The following is a 20,544-nucleotide window of genomic DNA, read 5'->3' on the forward strand; positions in this document are numbered from 1 at the left end:
AAACACTCCCTATACTTAAAAAATCCATTTCTTTAAAAAGAAGTGGATTTTTTTCTTCAAAAACTTCATCAAAGTTCAATATCTTTGAATATGCTTGCAATTCACAATCTTTCTTTTGCTTACAATACCATCCCTGTTCTAAAAAATATCAACTTTACGATTGAACCAGGCCAACACATCGCTCTTATTGGTGCTAGTGGTTGTGGTAAGAGTACCTTGTTGAAGGTCATCTATGGATTGTTGCAGCCCAATGAAGGAGAATTATTCTGGAAAGATAAAAAATTACTTGGCCCACTTTATAATCTAGTCCCAGGTGAAGAAAACATGAAATACCTTTCGCAAGGATTCGAATTACAACCCTTCAGAACTGTTGCGGAAAATATAGGACAATATTTATCCAATTTCGAGCTTGAGTTAAAACAAGGAAGAGTAAATGAATTGCTCGAAATTGTTGAAATGACAGATTTTGCAGCTACCAAAGTAGAAAATCTGAGTGGTGGGCAAAAACAACGCGTGGCACTTGCCAAAGCTCTAGCAAAAAAACCAGAGATACTACTTTTGGACGAGCCTTTTCATAATATAGATAATTTCAGAAGAAATTCTTTACGCAGAAATCTTTTCAGGTATCTCAACAGAAACAACATCACCAGTATTATTGCTACACACGATAAAACCGACATCCTATCGTTTACCAACGAAACCATTGTCATCCGTCAAGGAGAAATTGTAGTCAAAAAACCAACTCAAGAATTGTATCAAAATCCACAAGATTACTATATCGCGTCTCTTTTTGGCGAAGTAAATCAAGTAGCACTTTCTTCGTTGGGTCATGATAGCCCGGATAATATTCTAGTATACCCACATGAAATATCCATAGATCAAAACTCCTCTACAAAAGTAAGAGTAAAGAATTCTTATTTTAATGGAAGTCATTATTTGGTGGAAGCCGTTCTTGATCAATCTGTATTTTTCTTTACCCATACCTCGGCACTTAAAGCACCAGAATCTGTTGGTATTCATATCGATGAAAAAGCACTTCATCGTACATTATCTCTTTAATAAGATCCTCTAGAGACTTTCCTTTTTACCATATCATACAACGAGTATGCTTTATGTATTCTTTTACCCCATATATGTACTCCAAATGTACTCTTTCCACACATAATTAATTACGTTTACAGAATAACCAGTATAAATATTCACGCAAAAAAATTAAACATGAGACGTAAACTTTACATGCTTACCCTACTCGCCATTTTTTCTACGGCGATTACCGTACAATCCCAACAGTGGAATCCCAGACCAGGTTGGAAAGACAGTTTTGAAGCCAATGGATTTTGTTGGTGTGATTCTAATTTGGATCATGGAATTGCCAATAAAACTGTTACTATTAATAATACCGCATACAGTGTAGTTGATATCTGTGACGAACTTAAAAAACACCCTAATTATCGCGCTTACCAAAATGGAGATCCCATCTATAACGACATACAATGCGGTAATGGACCATTTAACGATGCACCCGATGAACCTGGCTGCCCGGGGAGAGTAGATCTGGGTCCGGAAGGATGTGATCAAATCGGGCCCAAATGGGATATGGCTTGGTTATCAAGTAGACCAAGGTTTAATGGTGACGGAGGAACCGACGGCGGTGATGGCGGTGATGACTTGGACGAAATAGGAACAGCAGGAACCGGAGGTAGTGGACAAGGAGAAGGCCCAAAACTACGAGTGCTTTTCCCTACCCTGAATAAACGATTGGTAGCTCCTGCAACTTTTACCGTAGAGGCAGAAGCTACAGACGCAGACGGAGTAAAAGAAATCCAACTGATTATCGATGGACAATTGGTGAGAGTAGAACGATTTGCTCCCTATTTATGGAATGACCGCGGACAGGACAATGCTTTGGCCAATCTACCCGTAAAAAATTATCTTCTTGAAGTAAAAGCATACGACAACAAAGGGAATGTCTCTGTAGTCGATATTTTAGTTTATGTAATTCCTGAAGGAACAGATGGTTCGCCTAATACTAATGTTGCCATTTTGGGGCAATCCATTAATAAATATGTAAGTGCCGAAAATGGTTCTCGATCAATGAGAGCAAATCGCAATACCGCAGAGGCAGAAGAACGATTTACTTTCGAATCCCTTGGTAACAACCAATATGCAATCAAAGGCAACAATGGTAAATATGTAAGTTCTGAGAACGGAGCCAAAGCCATGAATTGTAACCGTAATGCAGTAGGCGCATGGGAAAAATTCGTTTTGGAACCCTTAGGAAATGACCTCTATGCAATCAAAGGTAATAATGGTAAATATGTGAGCCATGAAAACGGAAATGATAAGGGCATTTTCTGTAATAGATCTAACATTGGTTCCTGGGAAAAATTCGTTATCCAGGGGTTAAATAATACTACAAGCAGAGCAAATCAAAACTTGATATCCGATTCAAAAAATATACGACTATTTCCTAATCCATCCACTTTAGACAATCTCAAGCTACACATTTCTGATGCTACCCACGAAACGTGCACTGTAGAAATTATGGACCTTAACGGAAAGAGGATTGTTTCTAAATCCATAGCAATAGAAGAAAAGGGAAATCAGGTAATTGCTCTTAACGATTTGAAAAGCAATATAACAACTCAGGGGTTATATTTGGTAAAGGTTACTCTTGGCGAAGCTGTTTTTGTAGAACAAATACTCTTAAAATAAACCCTCCGGGACAAACCACACTACATAGGGCTGTATATACTTGCAGCCCTTTTTTATTACTCCGAAAGACGTTTTAACTCTAAATTTTTTCCATCAAAAACGGCATAGGTGTAATGGGTAATCCAATCTCCAAGATTTGTATATCTTGATGTTTCATTTAATTGAATTTCCATGGGTAAATGTCGATGCCCAAATACAAAATGATCTCGGTGTTTATCTTCCAGCTTTCTTTTGCAATACTGTACCAGCCATTCATTATCTTCTCCTAAAAAGGTCACATCTTCATCTCCGGAAATTAGCTTGTTTTTTACCGACAAATATTGCGCTAGTTTTACTCCAAGATCTGGGTGCAACCATCTAAAAAACCATTTTGCTACCGGGTTAGTAAACACTTTTTTCATCCGCTTGTACCCTTTATCCCCAGGACCAAGGCCATCTCCATGACCTATAAGAAAAGTCACTCCATTATATTTAAACTCTTTGGGTTTGTGGTATACAGGAATATTTAGTTCTTCCTCAAAATAACCATTCATCCAGAGATCGTGATTCCCTACAAAATAATACACTGGAATTCCTGAATCGGTAATTTCGGCCAATTTGCCTAATGTTCTTGTAAATCCTTTGGGCACAACCGTTTTATACTCAAACCAAAAATCAAAAAGATCTCCCAATAAAAAAATGGCAGCAGCATCTTCCTTTACTTCGTCCAACCATTTTACAAATTTTTGTTCTCTTGGGAAACTTTTCTCCGATGTTGGAGCTCCCAAATGATTGTCACTAGCAAAATAAATCTTTTTCCCCTTTGGAAGGTTCATATTGTGTGTTTATAAAATAAATATAGGCATTTATTAGAGGAGTGCAATTTACTCATTATCCGAAGCATACCACTCTGCGTAGGATGTTTCTGTTTCCTGAAGCCTTAAAGAGTGTAACTCGATCGTATTTGGTAATTTTTTCTTTATTCTTTCTGCAAAATCAAGGATCATGTTTTCGGTAGTAGGTTGATAATCTACTAGAATCACGTCGTGTCCTCTTTGTTCCAACTCTCCAGCCAACTCTACATGAGGGGTGTTTTTATTAAATACTGTGGCATGATCGAAAACATCTTCAATATCTTCCTTTACAATTTTTTTCAGGTCTCCAAAATCAATTACCATTCCCAACTTAACATGCGAAGTATCGGCAATAGGAGTTCCCATTACAGTAACGCTCAACTTATAACTGTGTCCATGTAGATTTCGACACTTCCCGTCGTAACCGTAAAGTGCATGGGCAGTTTCAAAAGAAAATTGCTTTGTAATCCTAATCTTATTCATTCCTTGTATTAATTTGTGCAAAGTTACGGAAGATTACCTTCTTTTTCGCTTGTTTACAAAGTAAACTACAACTAATACTATTCCTAAAACAAGAAACAGTCCGTTTCCTCCTAAAAAGTTTAAAATATCCATTTTTATTTTTTGAATTTTTCAAGGGCTTTTCTGGTTGCATCGGATAACACCAATTCTCCAGAAATTGCTGCCCTTTCGGCCAATAAATTGTCCCAATGTTCTGTACCCTCCCAGACTGCTTTTTTCATTTGCTGTAAGGCTTGAGGATTGTAACTCGCTAATTTTTCAGCTAGCAATTGTACTTCTTTATCCAGTTCGTTAATCTCTGAAAAAACTCTGGAATACAAGCCTTTTTCTTTGGCCCAATATGCATTTTTCCATTGCGAGGCCTCCCAAGCTAAAGTCTCAAAAGCGGCTATTCCAATTTTTCTGGATACGGCCGGCTCGATCACAAAAGGACCTATGCCTATAGTAAGCTCACTTAATTTTATAGATGCTGCTTCGGTTGCCAAACAATAGTTACATGCTGAGGCCAGTCCGACACCTCCTCCAACGGTTTTACCTTGCACTCTACCAATAATTGGTTTTTGGCACTTTCTCATAGCATTGATCACATTGGCAAAACCAGAAAAGAATTTTTTACCCTCTTCCAAATTCGTAATGGCAACCAACTCGTCAAAAGAAGCCCCCGCACAAAAGGCCCTATCTCCTTCAGATTTCAAAATGATGACTCTGGTATTTTGATCATCTGATAATTTAATAAAGGCTTGGGTTAATCTTTCTAATAACTCTGATGGGAATGAATTACTTGCAGGGTGACCAAATTCAATAGTGGTAATATAATTCTCGGTATGTACATATAAACTCCCATTGGTTCTATCGGTGGTACTCATCGTATCTGTTTTTGATAAAAGTATATAAAGTTTTGAAATTTTATAGTTCCAAGGAAGTAAGAAAACTTCTGCTCAGACACCCCACAAAAAAAATTTAAAAAAAGTGGGTAACATATCATTTGATTGTAACACTATCTAATAAAGCAACATTTTTTTACTTAAGTGTAGTTGAAATACCGGACAGCAATGGGGTTAGGCGTTGTCCGGTATACTTTTTTACAAAGTGACGTTTTTAAATACGTATCACTACGTATTTCATTGTATATCAACATATTCTATTTTTGAACCATGATAAAAAAGTATCTTGAAAAATATCGTTTAGAGCTTATAATGCTATCTACTTATCTGATAACACTCTGGTTTGTGATCAAAGTAATCTTATCCCACCGCTAGGGGAATATACTTTTTCTTAAATTTTATAACCAGAGATACTCCTCTTACCAGCATCCAAACAGAGATCGCTATCCATACTCCATGCAATTGTAAATCAAAATATCGGGTAATCAACAACGCAGGCACAAAACCAAGGAATGTAGAACCCACCAATACATTTCGAAGATATCCAGTTTCTCCCATACCCTTAAAAATACCATCTCCCACAAACGCTAATGCATTGATCGGAAGCATAATGACCACGATATAGAAAAAATCGGTAAAAATAGACAGTACTTCTGGATCTTTAGAAAAAATCAAGCCAAGTTGCTTAGGAATTAATACAGCTATTCCTCCTAAAAGACAAGCTACAATTACGCCATAAACGGTTACTTTTTTTGACATTGCAAAAAGGGTTTTGTAATCTTTGGCTCCCAATAATCTACCTCCCAAAATATTTCCTGCGCCGCCATATCCATCAATAAAAAATGCGAAAAACAGCCATAACTGTATAGCAATACTATGTGCAGCAATAAAATTGGTTCCAAGACTAGTTGCTTCTCGTACTGCCAACATCAAAGTGGCGTTCAAGGCTAAAGATCGAATAAAAAGATTACCACTCATCACCAAGAAACGTTTCATTTCTGGATGCCAAAGTCCTTCCAGTTTTAGAGAAACCTCTGTCTTTTTAAGCAGCAAAATTAAAGATAAAACAGCCATCAAGACTTGAGATATCAAACTAGCCCAGGCTGCTCCTTCCAGATTCATAGGATCCAATATACCTTCGATCCCATATACAAAAGCAAAATCCAGCGCTATATTAGCCACTACACCAATTAAGGCAATGATCATGGGCCAAAAGGTATTTTGTAGTCCCCGGAAAATACCAAAAATAGCAAAAACAAAAAGGGACAATGGAAATCCCCAAACTCGTATTCTGTAATAAGAAATACAGTATTCTAAAACCTTTCCTTTGGCTTCTAACAATTCGAAAATCTCTCTTATAAAAGGTACGGTTGCAATCAGTATGGTTATACTAAGCCCTATATTGAAAAGAATAGCTTGTGCAGGTAGTGTCTTTACTTCATCTAATTTTCCTGCACCCAGGTATTGAGAAATAATAGCCGAAATAACAGCTCTCGTTTGTGCCAAAACCCATATCAACATCGAAAGAAATGATCCTACAATACCAACAGCAGCCAAAGACTCTGTTCCGTATACGGGAATGTTACCTACTACAGCTGTGTCTGTAGCCGATAAAATAGGTTCTGCTATTCCCGAAATAATCGCCGGAATTGCAAGTCTATTGATATTTTTAAAACTGATTAATGCACTCATAGTATGAGCTCGTAACAATAAAAAGGATACTCGCTTTGTTTTGGAAAATATATATTTCCTAAACGTTGATATCCACGGGTTTCATAAAACTTTTGATTTCGCGTATTCTGACTAAAGGTATCTAATCGAACCGATTCATAGTTGTTCTTACGTGCATAATCCTCGGCAAAATCCATAAGCTGTTGCGCATACCCTTTACCCCAATACTCTGGATCAACAGCTAATCTATGGATGTATACGTTATTGTCATTTTTGGTGAGCCATTCTATCGGGATGTACTCTTCATCCATGATTTCAGTCAATACTATAGTCCCAATAATGACTGCATCTTTTTCAAAAACATACAGTTCTTGTAATTGGATATCTTTTTCAAAACGCTCACGCTTTGGGTAATGCTCATTCCATTGATAGATCCCTTTGGCTATCATTGCTTGAGCACATGATTGTGTGAGTTTATGGATGACATCCAAATCAGATAATATCGCTTTACGAATCATATTTTTTAGGAAAGTCGCAAAAGTACTAACTTTATATCTGCAATGATAGTTCTATCATTGGTTTACAGGGATTTTTAAAAAAACTTTAAGAAAACCACCTGATATCTTTATAGTTATCTCTACAACCAATCACTTTAAAATTGTAATTTTGTCACCTTAATCACAAATCAAATTATAGGGATGAAGAACATTCTTGTTCCAGTGGGCTTGTCTGAAAGTTCAATTAGTAATTCATTACTTCAATATGCGGTGGATCTAGCCAAAGAGCTTGGTGGAACGGTGTATGCAGTAGAAGTATTTAAAGAGCTACCCAGATCAGGTAGTTTGCCTTCGGTAAATGAAACTTTAAAAGAAATCAGCACATCTTCTATTGAAGAAAAGTTGAGTGCTCTTGACAAAAAAGGAGTAGAAGTGATCCCACTTCCTTTGGAAGGAGAGTTACTGGAAGCCATTCCACAATTTAATCTGGAACACGCGATTGATTTGATTGTTTTGGGTTCTGAAAGTAGTGACCTTAATAATCCATATTTTCTTGGTGAAACTTCTGGTAGTTTGGTCAAAAAAACCGAAATACCTGTCCTGATTATACCCTCACAACACAAATTTACACCCATCAAAACTGTTCTCATGGCTGTAAAATCTGGTATGGTAAAAAAGAAAAATGCTTTAACTCCTATCAAAGAAATTTTAACTACATTTGGCGCTGAGCTAAAGTTACTTCAAGTAAAGACTGCAGATTTTTTACCTGAAGACTCGGAGTTTCAAAAGGAATTAGGCGAGATTGTATCTACCTACAAATCTTCTGAAAACGCTACACTTTTCCAAGGCGTTTTGGAACATTTGAATGAGACTCATCCAGATCTTATCTGTGTTTTTAGAAGAAAACGAGGGTTTTTCTCTAAGCTTTGGGAAGAAAACACCGTGCTTAAGAAAGATTTTGAAAGTAGGCTCCCATTATTGGTACTTCGCGGTGCCGATTAATTCAAAAAAGGGGATGTAGCTCAGCTGGCTAGAGCGTTTGACTGGCAGTCAAAAGGTCGTGGGTTCGAGTCCCATCTTCTCCACTTTTATCAAAAGAGTTGCAAAAAAGTGCAACTCTTTTCTTTTTTTACATCCTTTTCAACCTCGAACCAATAAATTGGCATTAATCTTCATATAGCATTAGTAAAATCAATACTATCACATATTTTTACCTTTTATACTTTTATAAATCTTGGTGTATACTCGGGTTCTTTGCCTCTCCAAAAAAAGAATTTGAGTGCATTAAGCTCTATCTTTATTAAAGAATTGAGCCGTCTTAAGTGAAGAAATAATTACAGTCAAATTAATTACATCTTAAAACCTCAACCTTTGATATGAAAATTAACTCTAGTACTTACATTGCATTACTAATTACGTCTTTTACCTTTTCCTGTACAATACAGGCACAGTATTCTTTGATAGATCACCAGAAGAATAAGGATATTCAATTAATTGGTAACGAAAAGCATAGTTTCGAGGTTCAATTAAAAAAAGAAGATTTTATCGAGTTTCAGATTGAACAGAAAGATGTAAATCTTCAGGTGTTAGTTCTTTCTCAGCAAATGGACACTTTACAAATCATTAATACCAACAACACAAAAAATGATATCGAATTCGTGCAATTTCAGGCTATAGACCCTGGTATTTATACATTTCAGATCTCCTCACATATTCCTGAGTATTTAAGCGATTCTGACCTTCTAAGTCATATAGAAAATATTAATGGTGCGTTTCAATTTAACGAGCCTAGGATATTTTCAAAAGGTGAATATATCAAGAAAATGTCTATTGAAGATGCTCAAAGAGATGCTGTAATCTCGTGGATCAATACCAATTCTACACCGCTTAACGGTGTTAGAGCAGAAACCGGGTTAGAAGATTTTTCCAGCTTAAAAACAATCCTGAAAGATAAAAAAGTGATTGGGCTGGGAGAGACCAGTCATGGCACAAAAGAAATGTTCCAAATGAAACATCGTTTTCTTGAATTTTTGGTTAAAGAAATGGGGTTTAGAACTTTTGCCATTGAAGCGAGTCATATAGGATGCCGACCAATCAACGATTATGTTCTTTATGGGAAAAGCAATAGTAGAGATGCTCTTTCTTCTCAAGGGTTCTGGGTTTGGGATACAGAAGAAGTAGTAGATATGATCGAATGGATGCGAAAATATAACGCTGAAGTGTCTGAGGATAAAAAAGTACAATTTGTTGGTATTGATACCCAGGTCAAAGCATTAGAATTAGCTTATGACAATATAAACACATTCCTTTCTAAGACGAAGATTAATACCAAAATCAAAGAACAAGTAGATTCTTTGTTTGTTAAATTAAGTACAAACATAAACTACAAAGACATTTCTTCTCAAAGAAACAAGCTATATGAGCTATTATCTAAACTTGTCCTACATAAAACCAAATTAGTGCACAATAGTTCTATTTCAGAATATGAAAATGTAATTGCTGATTTTAGAAAAGTACTTCAAGGAGTAGAATCTAATGATAGAAAACTACAAAAAAACACCTTGGCTTATAGTATACGCGATGAGTTTATGGCTCAAACAGTATTAGAAATATCTCAAAAACAACCTGATCGTAAAATTGTAATTTGGGCTCATAATGGGCATATTTCAAAAAACTCCAAAGAGAAGGTAAATGGATATCCGAACCCCTTAGGAAGTGCACTGGCAAGATACTTTAGCGATGATTACTATGCGATTGGTTTTTCTACCTATCAAGGAAGTTTTCAGGCAATGAATTATTTGCCTAGGGAAAAGAAATATACTGGAGTGATTCCATTTCAAATTCCGCCGGCGCTAGAGGGTAGTTTGGACTGGTACTTCGCGCAATCTAAAAACGACATCTTTTTTATTGATTTAAATGCATCTAATTCGTCATCTCCAGCAATCAAAAACTTCCTAAATAAAAAACTTGAAATGTATTATGCCGGAGCAAGCTGGAGCAAGGATTATACATATGCTTCAAAACAACGAATTGTTCCTGTTAAAACCTTTGACGGAATGATTTTTATTCAAGAAACCTCAAGTGCAAATCTTACGCCTAACGGAAAAAAAGAAGTTATGAGACGCCTTCAAAATAAACGTTTGCAAAAGAAATCGTAGTCTTTTTACCAAAGAACTCTAATCTTACCTCTATTAGTGCTCTAATCCCTTTTTTAATATTTATCCATATTAAAAATCTAACTATCAAATGTTTTATATTCTATAACTTCTATCCTAGAACAAATAATACTACAAGATCTATTCTCACGTCTTAACAAATACACCTTTTAAAATGTAATTATGCCAAAATCGTTAGTAACATTTTATATAAAAACGACACATACTTATTGTGTTATTTCATTACAGATAAAAACAGATTTTGGATTGTTCTAATAAGCAACTACGGAAATAATTAATCATCTATTGAAATGAATTATTAGAATCCTTCAAGGTTTTAAAAGTTATTCTAGTGAGGTATTTAATCTGATTTCCTGCGGTAGGAAATGCCTGAATTTGTTTTTATCAAAAAAAACTGCATTAATTTTCATATCTTATTTTAAGATATGAATAAATGCAAAGTTGGAGAAGAAATAAGCGCAAAATCATAAATTTATAACACAAGATTTATAAATTTTGCGTAGTTTGTCCCGTATTAATTCCTTATGTACATAAGAATATTAATGACAACACGCTACAATCATTTATTAAAAATTAGGGCTTGCACGTATGCGATTTGTTTTATGTTTTATCACTTTTTTATTTATAAACTCTCACTTTATTTTTTCTAGTGGTATTGACAGTTTGGTCATTGATGCTATTTTACCTCTACAGACAAATGATTCTGTTCAAAATAATTGGCAAGGAAAATCATATACTGAGTTGTCTCAGGCATATGACAACAACAGGTATAAGAATTCCTTTAGAGCATTTACAATCGCTAAGCAGTACTTGAAAAAGGCAAAACAGGATCTTGATACGATAAAACTTGCAGATGCCTATTATATGTTACTAAGATTAAACTGGGAGCAACCTAAAGTAGCTTTGAGTTATTGCGATACTATTATCAATCTTACCAAAAATACAGGTCATAAGTACTATCCTGCCAGGGCCTATATAGGAAAAGGGATTGTCTCTACAGATCTAAAGAAAAATAATGATGCCCTTGAATTCTATTTGTTGGCTTTACAGTATGCAGAAAACAGTAATAATCTGGATCATATAGTAGCCTGCAAACACAACATCGCTATGTTAAAGAGTACATTGGGTAAATACCAAGAGGCCCTTAGTACATTTCAAAAAAACTTGAAAATCATAAAGCATAGAGATACCGTAAATCAATTTCTGGATCACTATATCGCCACATATTACAATTTGGGAAATTGTTATAACCGCCTAGGTGTTTTGGATTCTGCTCAATATTATTTTAAGAAAGGAATCATTAAAAGTTTTTCTGAAGATTCTAAAAAATACTATCCGGAACTTCTATTTGGTAGTGGAGTTAATAATTTTTTGCGAGAAAATTACCCTAACGCTATTGATAGCCTAAAAAAAGCTTCGGGTTTGATAGATCCAATCTTAAATAATGATCTTTTCTTTCTGAACCAATTATACATTGCAAAAACGCATTCGAAACTCAATCAACACCAAAAAGCATTCGCTATTTTAAAGAAAATTGACGATTCTATAGACGAATCCAATTATTCTTCTTCGATAAAAGATGCGTTCACCATGCTTATTGATCATTACAAAGGCGAAGAAGATCAGGAAAGTCAATTAAAAATGATGGAAAAACTGATCAAGTATGAGCAGATCAGTCAAAAAAGAGAAAAAGTGTTGAGCAATAATATCGCCAAAAACTACGATACTGCACAACTTATAAAGGATAAAGATGAGCTTATCCTTGGAATACAAAATCGCAGTAAAAAATTACAGTATCGATTTTTACTAATCGCAATTCTAGTTATTGCTACGGTCTCCTTTGCATATTTCTATTATTTCAAAAAGGAAAAGAAAGTCTACGAGCAAAAAATAGAAGAAAAGTATACCGACTTGATCAAAAAGTCTTCTAAAAGAACCAGATCATCAAAGCAGATAGAAATAGCACCTGAAATTGTTGAGAACATCATCCATAGGCTAACAAAGTTTGAAGAAAACCAGGAATTTTTAAAAAATGATCTGACTATGGCTAATGTGGCCAAAAAATTCAAAACTAATTCTTCCTATTTATCCAAAGTGATCAATACGCATAAAAAACAGAATTTTGCAAACTATCTTAATGATCTACGTATAGAATTTTGTATTCAAAGGTTGAAAACAGATCAAAAGTTTAGGCGCTATTCGATCAAATCCATTGCCTTGGAAACTGGTTTCAATAATATACAGTCTTTTTCTGCTGCTTTTCAAAAAAGAATTGGACAAAACCCTTCGGACTACATACAAAACCTTAATGATCAATAGTTTATAAATTTCAATTTCTTCTGGCTAAACTTGATAAAAATTTATAAATCTTGGTTATATCTTTATAAATTTTGAGCATAAGGGATCAAAAAACACTGCTATTTAGTACGCTTTTAAATAGTTTTACATCATTAAATCCTTTAAAACTCACACAATGAAATCTAAAAAAAACAGTAAGCTTTCGTTAACAAAAATTAATGTTACTAAATTGAATCAATTACAAAAAACTAAAGTAAAAGGTGGAAGCAATAGCGAAGTTACCATGCAGCAATTGTGTAATCTACGGTAACATTATATGGTATTAAGTTTCTTATCGAAATAGTGAATAGGGCTTTAATGCACTTTACATTCTTTTAAATAGATAAGTTATTAGAAAAATATCAGTTAAAAAAGACAACCCCCGGGTAACTAATCCGGGGGTTTTTAATTGAAACTTAGTAGTAGTATTTAACACAAACTCAACTTATACTAATTATGATAGTTTCAATTGTTTTCTTTATTGCTAATTATGCCGCGAATATAATGTCATTTCCTCAATTATAATAGCTCTTTTTTGATGATAAATAACATTTAACGATGCCGTAATGTCTTCGTAAAATCATTGCATTTAACCCATTGAACATCACATTTCATAGCATTTTACAATGTGGTTTTTCTCCTTTTGTTAGCATATTCTCAGTGGTTTCTGAGCCAAATCGAAAACCATGATGTTATCTTATCGTAAATTCATCAAAATGTATACCAATTTTTGCTTTTTGGATATAAAAAAACCCCCAAGGGTAACTACTTCCTCGAGGGTTTAACATTGAAACAAATTATTATCTGCGAAAGAAAATCTACAAACTCAACTTATAACATATAATTACTATTGTTTCAAATTATTTAAAGCGTTTATTCGATTGTAATAGGGAAAGCCTGCGCAATATCAGTATCTCCTCCAGCACCTGCTAACGTACCGTCATTTGGCTTTGTAGGCTCATGTCTTAAGGTAACAGTAAATGTACCTGTACTAGCATCACCTGTTTCTAACTGAAATTCAAGACCCACTGGATTAGTTCCTGTTAATGGAGGATAATCAGCTTCTGTATCAGCATAAGTCGCTACCACATTCAAACCACCGGCAGCTTCAAAAAAGAATTGGTGCTCATCTGCTTCTGGCTCAACATCATCTTCTCTTACATCATCTGCAGGGTTTACAGTTTCATTTAATAAACCTATAGAACCACTATACGTAGTATTTGCCGCTAAGTTTCCAGAAACGGTTGCTACAGGAGCTACTGGCCCGTCTTGACCATCTTCATCAAATACTCTTAAAGTAACCACATCGTTACCCGCAGTTAAGGTAATCGTCATAGTTGTGATTAATTCTTGTTCAAGTACTGGATCCGGATTATCGTCGTCATCAGAACATGATACAAACAAAGTACCCGCAATAGCTAAGATTGATAAAAATTTTCTTGAGTTCATCATTTTAAAAAAATTTAATAGTTAAATGTTAGTCTTAGTATAAAATTTCTACCTACATCATCTGCAAAAAACCGCTGACGGTTAAGGTAGTTTCTATAATTTTTATTTAAAATATTCGATACTGTGGCACCTATTTTCATTGTGCTGTTTTTCCAAGCAGATACTTCGATATCTGCATTGGCATGCAACAAATGATATGCATCAGGTGGTGTATTGATTTCTAATAATACATCTTGTCCTGCTTGCGGTGAAAAAACACTAATATTAGGCGGAAATTCATTCTGTCTAAAAACGTATTGGCTTTCTAAAGACATTTCTAGCCCCAACCAATCCTGCTTGGTAAAAGTTACCTTATTAGATAAATTTGCCGCTGGTAAATTAATAAGTGGGGTATCATTCTCAGTTTCAATTCCCTTTACAATAGAAAAGCTATGATCCGTTCTCCAATTGGTGTGTAATTGGGTATATAACTTTGCATCGGTTCCTAATAGGCGAACATTTGTTTGTCTATATTCCCAAACCGGAAAAGCACCTCTTATAGACAATTCCACATTTGTGGGCTCTAACAAGATATAATCATTGACAAAATTGGCATAGGGTGCTATTTCCCAGCCCCAGCGTTCACCATTTTTTTGTGCTGATAACGACACTTTATGAGAGGTTTCTTGTTCAATTCTAAGATCCCCTAATTCTATACGAGCCGCAGAATGATGTAATCCATCACTAAACAACTCTGCGGGATTTGGTGCTCTTTGTGCCAACGCATAATTGAATCTTAATTCATAATCATCTTTAAACTGATAATTAAGACCTGTAGTTGCAGAAAAACTATGGTAATCAAATTTTGGATTGGTTAAGTACTGCGTTGCAAAATCTTCTATGATCAGGTCCGAAAACTCTTGATCATATCCTCGTTCTTCCCATCGTGTTTTTAAATAAAATTTCTTGGCATTGATTTGATTGTAATCATATCGTATACCAGCATCTACTACCAAATCTTCATTAAGGACATATTCTCCCGTAATGAATGCTCCAGCATCATATTTATCATAATCCGGGATCAACCTTCTTACTCCAGTAGAGGGATCAGCAAAATTCTCTTGATACCTTAATAAGATTCCGGTATCCAGGGTAAAATCTGATTTCGAATCGAATTTAAAATCAGAACTAAACGTATGCGTGGTCAACTCCAAATCCAGACTGGGTATTTCTCTTAAGGCTGCAGTTTGTCGAATATCAAACTCTAATCGTTGATTGAGCTGAAAATCGTATTGTACGGTTAACTTACCCAATTCTTCGAATCTTTTAAAATAACGTAAGCGCCCTAAATGATGTTTTACTTCCTGTTTTGGATTAATAATATCATAAGTAAAATCTCTGATCACATTGGGTTCATTGCTATTGATCGATACAATAAGATCATCAACATTACCAATATGAGAAGCTGTTAACACCCCAATTTCGGTATCAAAATATGAGTAGAAGGCATCCCAACCATGTGTAAACTTATTAACTCCAAATGCCAGAGAAGCAGCTATTTCTGAAATGCCTGTATTAGAAAGCACATAGTCTGGTGCTTCAACATCTCCAAAACGTTTGAAAGTACCTTGCCCTTTGACAAACCATCCACTTTCATACCCTTTTATAAGTTCAGAGGTAATAGCACCTCCTCTACCATTGGATGAACCGGTTACAGCTGTTTTCCCCATTAACGTATCTTTTGCAGGGGCATTGTTGGGTTCCATAACGATAACACCTCCAATAGCATCACCTCCATAACGCAATGCGGCCGCACCTTTAACTACGGTAACTTTTCCAGCACTATTAATATCTACATTGGGTGCATGCTCATCTCCCCATTCCATATCCTGCATTCGCACTCCATTGTTCATAATCAACACTCTACTACCTGATAATCCTTGGATTATAGGTTTTACAATAGTTGAACCTGTATTCAATGAAGAAACGCCTGTAATTTCTCTAAGGGCATCTCCCAAAGAGGCACTACTATATTTTTCGAGAATGTTTTCACTAATCGTTTCTTCTTGTGAAGACGATGTTTTACTAGGAGCTTGCCCTGAAACCTCTACTTCCTGAAGCTCATTCAAATGATGTTCGAGATAAAAAGTTTTGGTAGAGACCTCGCCAATATTGATAGTAACCACCTGAGAATTACAATCTTTGTGAGATATCGTAAAGGCATACGAAGTAGGACATAGCGAACTAATACTATAGTTTCCTGCATCGTCGGTTACGATGGTTTGATTATTATATGTAATTGTAGCTCCTTTCAATGGTACTCCATCATGAAAATCTATTACTTTACCGGTAAGGGTTTTATTGCACTCTTGGGCAATTGAGATCAAAGTTCCTAAAAGAAACACTGCTGTAACGAGTGTTAATCTTTTCATTAAAATATAATTATCGCTAGCACTGACTGCCTGCTATTTAAAAAAAGTTGAACTAAAAAAAATAACGAAGTTATTAGGCCGTAGGAGGAGCTTTGTTAAGAAAAGCGTTCTTAACTGTAGAAGTAAAATAGCGTTGTTCATAAGTAGATCGAACAACATCGGTAGGGACAACTATAATACAAGGTACGGTAACCTCTTCTGTATTTAGAAACCCGTCATTTATTTTTTCTGCTGAAATCAGGCATAACTGGCATTCTTCCTCACAACTATCATGTCCAAACACATGAATCTCTGCTAACTGTATTAAACAGAACAGGGTAAGAAATATGGCCGCTATCATTCGTCTTTCTGACTTCATTGTGACAAATAAACAAAAAAAAATGAAAAATATTACATTATTTGCCTATAACAGCTGTTAAAGTCTTGTAAACTCAATAGATTTCTCAATGATTTTCTCCAAATCTTTGGGCAAATCACTGTTTTTCCATGGATGTCTTCCTCCAAACACGTGATCTGCTCCCTCTACCAAAAAGAGAGATGCATTGGGATTATACTTATTTATGTCATATGCTTCTTGCACATCCACAGTAGGATCTTCTGTACCATGCACGATCAAATATGGTATCGTAATTTGTGCAGCGGCTCTAGAAATCGTCAAACGCTCTTCATTCTCTTCAAAAGAACTATAAAAATCAAAATAATGAGGCATCTGTTGTTTAGTTCTTCCATTTTCGACATAAAAGACCCCATCTTTTTCCCACTGCCTAAAAGCTTCTCCTTTTGGAAATCGATTTTTATAATCCGACACCCCAGCCCAGGTAACCAGTTTTGTAACCCTTGGATCTTCTGCTGCCTTAATGGTAACAATTCCTCCTCCTCTAGAATGCCCTATAAGTGTAATGTCTTGGGTATTAGCATTGGACAAAATCTCATTATCTGGATTTGTAATCCAGTCCAATACTGTTTCCAAATCATCCAATTCCTTGATAAATGTATTATTGGCAAAAGCCTCTAGGTCTGGAAAATCAATAGGTTGCTCAACAGTACCTCCATTATGCGAAAAATTAAACTTCACCAAAACAAATCCAGCATTCGCAAAAGCTTCAGCCATTAGATCCCATGCGCCCCAATCTTTAAAACCTTTGTATCCATGACAAAAAACTATAACGGATTTGTTGTTGAGCTCATTGGCATAGAATACATCGGTTACAATGCGTTTGCCATGATTACCTTCTAAAACAATATTTTTTTTACTTGTGATCATAGTTATACTTCTTTTTCGGTAAACGGAATTGTGCTCTCAAAAATCTCGATAATTACTTTTTTCAGTTGTATCAAAAATGTATCCATTACTTCGGCTGTGACTTCGTGATCTACTTTACCTCGTACACTTTGTTTTGTTCCAAATCTTAGAAACCCTTCCTGAAGGTTTTTGAACGAAATTACCCCCGCTTGAAAAGGACTTTCTGCAACATTCATACTTTGCATATACGCATAACTTAGCACCTGAAAAGCTTTGCTGTATTTGTATTCTTCACTAATCAGATCCCAATCCATTAGCACAACATCGTTTCGGGTTACTTTTCCTGTTTTATAATCAATTACTCGAAGTTTCCCATCTAATTCATCAATACGATCCACCTTACCTTTAATATATACAGGAAAATTAAGTTCCGGTACTTTTAATTCAGTTTTGAGATTGCTTTCTATCGCTACAATTTTGAGTTGACTTCCACTATTGAGCAACTTCTCTTCAGACCTCAGGAAATTATAAATATACTTTTTAGCTACTTCAAAAATCAAGAGGTTTTTACCTTGTGTGATATCTAATTCTGAATAAGTTTCTTTAAATTGAATTTGAATCTCTTGGGCTACGTTTTCTTTCATCTTCTTTAGGTGGTCTAAAGTCAAAACAACACCTTCCAGCGGTTTATAAAACACTTCCAAGGTATTGTGGATCACCGTTCCCAAGGTATTGGCGGCGATAGTTTCTTCTACCTCTTGCATTTCCTGAATTCCTAATACATATTTATAATAAAAATCTATTGGATTTCTAATATATGTGGTAAGGGCAGAAGGAGATAGGCCATGATTTGCGAGCGCCTTTAGCGAGGTTAAAATCTCTTCGTTCTTATCGATACGCAGTGGATCACTACTCAACTTGGGTACATCAGACGAAACTAGAAGCTGCTCTATCTGATGTTTTGGTCGTTTGTCGATAGCTAATTGATGTAAAAATCTGCTTTTTTCACCTCCACCTACACCTTCGGACTCTGTATTATACAACAAATACACTTTTTTTGCACGTTGAATCAATCGATAAAAATGATAGGTATAAATGGCATCCTTTTCTCTATAAGTAGGTAAATTATATGCTCTTTTTAGATCATAGGGGATGAAGGAGTTTGCACTTTTGCCTGCAGGTAAAATTCCCTCATTGACCGACGTAATAATTACGGTTTCAAAATCTAAACACCTCGATTCTAGCATTCCCATAAACTGCAAACCGCTAAATGGTTCTCCCGAGAAGTCCAGGTTTTCTGTTAGCAAAATATCTCGATATAAAGAATGCAACCCTGCAATGGTTTTCAAATAATCATAGTTATCTATTAATGCCGACAGCTTATTGAATACAATATGAAATCGATATACATATTCTAATTCTATTTGATGATCTTCTTGCTCTATATGATCCCTGAGCTGGGTAATTAGTATTCGGCAATTTTCTACTGCAACAGAAACATTTTCCCAAGGTTTAAATAATAACTCTAGTAGTTCTTGTTCCTTATCATTATAACCCTCCTTTAATTGTTCCAAACTAACAAATACCATATTGTTCCTTGAAATGGTTTCTATTAACTTTCTGGATGTTCCTTTCAAAAGTCGAAAGGCTGGAAGGGTACTCAGAATTTGCACTACTGATTTATAGTACAAACCTTTTGTATTCGAGTGTTTATGTAAATCAAACAATTGTTCAAAAAATCCAGAAATCGGAACTTCTTTGAGTGGCAATCCCATAGTAATATTAATGGACCTAACCGTATCTGGTAATACATTAAGCAATGGTTGTAACAATCCCTCGTCTGCCAATACCAAAGCTGTATTTTCCATTTCCTTTTCTGGGATTGTAGCTACAATTTCTCCTACATATTTTGCCTGACCAACGTGTTTTGGTGCTCCAATAATTTGAATATCCTTTTCGTCAGAAAAATGATCTCCTATCCATCGAAAAGAGTGTTTTTGATAGTACTCCCATTGTTCTTTATAGTTTCTTAAAAACAAGGATGCTTCATGATAGGTGTTATTAAAAAAAAACTCATCTCCATCCCAATACACCTCGGCCATATTTGCTCCCAACAATTCCTGAAAAATAAGCTGCTCGGCATTATTTAATGCGTTAAACCCGACCAAGATATGAGTCCTCTTTTCCTCATTAATATAGTTTACGATATCTTCTGAGGCCTTTCTATATAGCAATCCCTGATATCCAATTTTTTGAGATAATAGTCTATTTTTGAATGCATCGTAGTACTCCTTTAAACTTTCCCAAAATCGAATATAATTTTGTACCAGTTCGGTTTTCTCTTTTTGCAGATACCAATGATTCAAATCTTGAATTCCGGATAAATAAGAGAAGAAGCTTTTATGATCAATACAGTAACGATCTATTTCGTTAAAGTCGCTAATTAAGGTTTGTGCCCAATTGCTAAAGGTTTCAAAATCCTCTTTATCCTGCTCTGGGAATGTTTGTAAATAGGATTCATAAAATTCGAATAATGCCTGAATACTATCTATTTGCTGTAATCCTGATAATTTGGATATAAATTCTTCTATACTATAAATTTCCGGGAGTAGGATGGTATAATCTCCAAAAGTATTTACGAGTTCTTTTTTAAGAAAAAGCCCGGCTCTTTTACTAGGGACCAAAAAAATTACGTTACTAATTTCTTCAGGAGAGTAGTTTAAATCTTGTAGTACTTCTTGTAAAAAACTTTTCAAATCCTTTTCATTTTACACTACTCATAGCAACGTATGGTATAGTTGTATTA

Annotated in this window: 15 protein-coding genes and 1 tRNA gene; 6 read left to right on the forward strand and 10 right to left on the reverse strand. The window is 35.2% G+C overall.

The features are described from left to right. The first annotated feature begins 90 nt into the window (after window positions 1-90). Both ACXAGJ_RS03870 and ACXAGJ_RS03875 read left to right on the forward strand, forming a co-directional pair. Window positions 91-1,059: an ABC transporter ATP-binding protein gene (locus ACXAGJ_RS03870; protein ID WP_474837305.1), complete on the forward strand. Its 969-nt coding sequence runs from the start codon at window positions 91-93 to the stop codon at window positions 1,057-1,059. Window positions 1,060-1,218: 159 nt separating this feature from the next. Next, entirely contained in the window at window positions 1,219-2,715 is a 1,497-nt protein-coding gene (locus ACXAGJ_RS03875; RefSeq protein WP_474837307.1) for a T9SS type A sorting domain-containing protein, read from the forward strand. A gap of 56 nt (window positions 2,716-2,771) precedes the next feature. On the opposite strand, the gene ACXAGJ_RS03880 is transcribed toward ACXAGJ_RS03875, so the two are convergent. The 5 genes from ACXAGJ_RS03880 to ACXAGJ_RS03900 form a co-directional block, all read right to left on the reverse strand. Beyond that, on the reverse strand, window positions 2,772-3,530 hold the full coding sequence (locus tag ACXAGJ_RS03880; protein ID WP_474837309.1) for a UDP-2,3-diacylglucosamine diphosphatase: 759 nt from the start codon (window positions 3,528-3,530) through the stop codon (window positions 2,772-2,774). Window positions 3,531-3,578: 48 nt separating this feature from the next. Next, window positions 3,579-4,031 (reverse strand): 6-pyruvoyl trahydropterin synthase family protein, encoded by a 453-nt coding sequence (locus ACXAGJ_RS03885; RefSeq protein WP_474837311.1) that lies wholly within the window; start codon window positions 4,029-4,031, stop codon window positions 3,579-3,581. 134 nt (window positions 4,032-4,165) lie between these two features. Further along, a complete protein-coding gene (locus ACXAGJ_RS03890; protein WP_474837313.1) occupies window positions 4,166-4,936 on the reverse strand; it encodes an enoyl-CoA hydratase/isomerase family protein in 771 nt (256 codons plus the stop codon). Window positions 4,937-5,314: 378 nt separating this feature from the next. Continuing rightward, the gene (locus tag ACXAGJ_RS03895; RefSeq protein WP_474837315.1) at window positions 5,315-6,646 is read right to left on the reverse strand and encodes an MATE family efflux transporter; all 1,332 of its coding nucleotides are present in this window, start codon (window positions 6,644-6,646) and stop codon (window positions 5,315-5,317) included. Beyond that, a complete protein-coding gene (locus ACXAGJ_RS03900; RefSeq protein ID WP_474837317.1) occupies window positions 6,643-7,143 on the reverse strand; it encodes a GNAT family N-acetyltransferase in 501 nt (166 codons plus the stop codon). Before ACXAGJ_RS03900 ends, ACXAGJ_RS03895 begins: the two co-directional genes overlap by 4 nt. Window positions 7,144-7,323: 180 nt before the next feature. Between ACXAGJ_RS03900 and ACXAGJ_RS03905 the strand changes: the two genes are divergently transcribed. The 4 genes from ACXAGJ_RS03905 (at window position 7,324) to ACXAGJ_RS03920 (ending at window position 12,617) form a co-directional block, all read left to right on the forward strand. Further along, window positions 7,324-8,124 (forward strand): universal stress protein, encoded by an 801-nt coding sequence (locus ACXAGJ_RS03905; protein WP_474837319.1) that lies wholly within the window; start codon window positions 7,324-7,326, stop codon window positions 8,122-8,124. Between the two features lie 9 nt (window positions 8,125-8,133). Then, a tRNA-Ala gene (locus ACXAGJ_RS03910) sits at window positions 8,134-8,207 on the forward strand. Window positions 8,208-8,498: 291 nt separating this feature from the next. Next, window positions 8,499-10,280 (forward strand): erythromycin esterase family protein, encoded by a 1,782-nt coding sequence (locus ACXAGJ_RS03915; protein WP_474837321.1) that lies wholly within the window; start codon window positions 8,499-8,501, stop codon window positions 10,278-10,280. 606 nt (window positions 10,281-10,886) lie between these two features. Next, window positions 10,887-12,617 carry a helix-turn-helix domain-containing protein gene (locus ACXAGJ_RS03920; RefSeq protein WP_474837323.1) on the forward strand — a complete coding sequence of 577 codons (1,731 nt, stop codon included), beginning with the start codon at window positions 10,887-10,889 and terminating at the stop codon, window positions 12,615-12,617. Window positions 12,618-13,508: 891 nt separating this feature from the next. Here the strand turns inward: ACXAGJ_RS03920 and ACXAGJ_RS03925 are convergent. The 5 genes from ACXAGJ_RS03925 to ACXAGJ_RS03945 form a co-directional block, all read right to left on the reverse strand. Then, window positions 13,509-14,087, reverse strand: a complete 579-nt coding sequence (locus ACXAGJ_RS03925) for a type 1 periplasmic binding fold superfamily protein (protein WP_474837325.1) — start codon at window positions 14,085-14,087, stop codon at window positions 13,509-13,511. A gap of 11 nt (window positions 14,088-14,098) precedes the next feature. Continuing rightward, window positions 14,099-16,495, reverse strand: coding sequence for a TonB-dependent receptor (locus tag ACXAGJ_RS03930; RefSeq protein WP_474837327.1), 2,397 nt, complete (start codon window positions 16,493-16,495; stop codon window positions 14,099-14,101). Window positions 16,496-16,568: 73 nt separating this feature from the next. Continuing rightward, window positions 16,569-16,853, reverse strand: a complete 285-nt coding sequence (locus tag ACXAGJ_RS03935; RefSeq protein ID WP_474837329.1) for a hypothetical protein — start codon at window positions 16,851-16,853, stop codon at window positions 16,569-16,571. 57 nt (window positions 16,854-16,910) lie between these two features. Continuing rightward, entirely contained in the window at window positions 16,911-17,759 is an 849-nt protein-coding gene (locus tag ACXAGJ_RS03940) for an alpha/beta hydrolase family protein (RefSeq protein ID WP_474837331.1), read from the reverse strand. Window positions 17,760-17,761: 2 nt separating this feature from the next. Next, on the reverse strand, window positions 17,762-20,494 hold the full coding sequence (locus ACXAGJ_RS03945) for a PD-(D/E)XK nuclease family protein (protein WP_474837333.1): 2,733 nt from the start codon (window positions 20,492-20,494) through the stop codon (window positions 17,762-17,764). Between the last annotated feature and the right edge of the window lie 50 nt (window positions 20,495-20,544).

Source organism: Aquimarina sp. AWH4_224 (assembly GCF_056160245.1).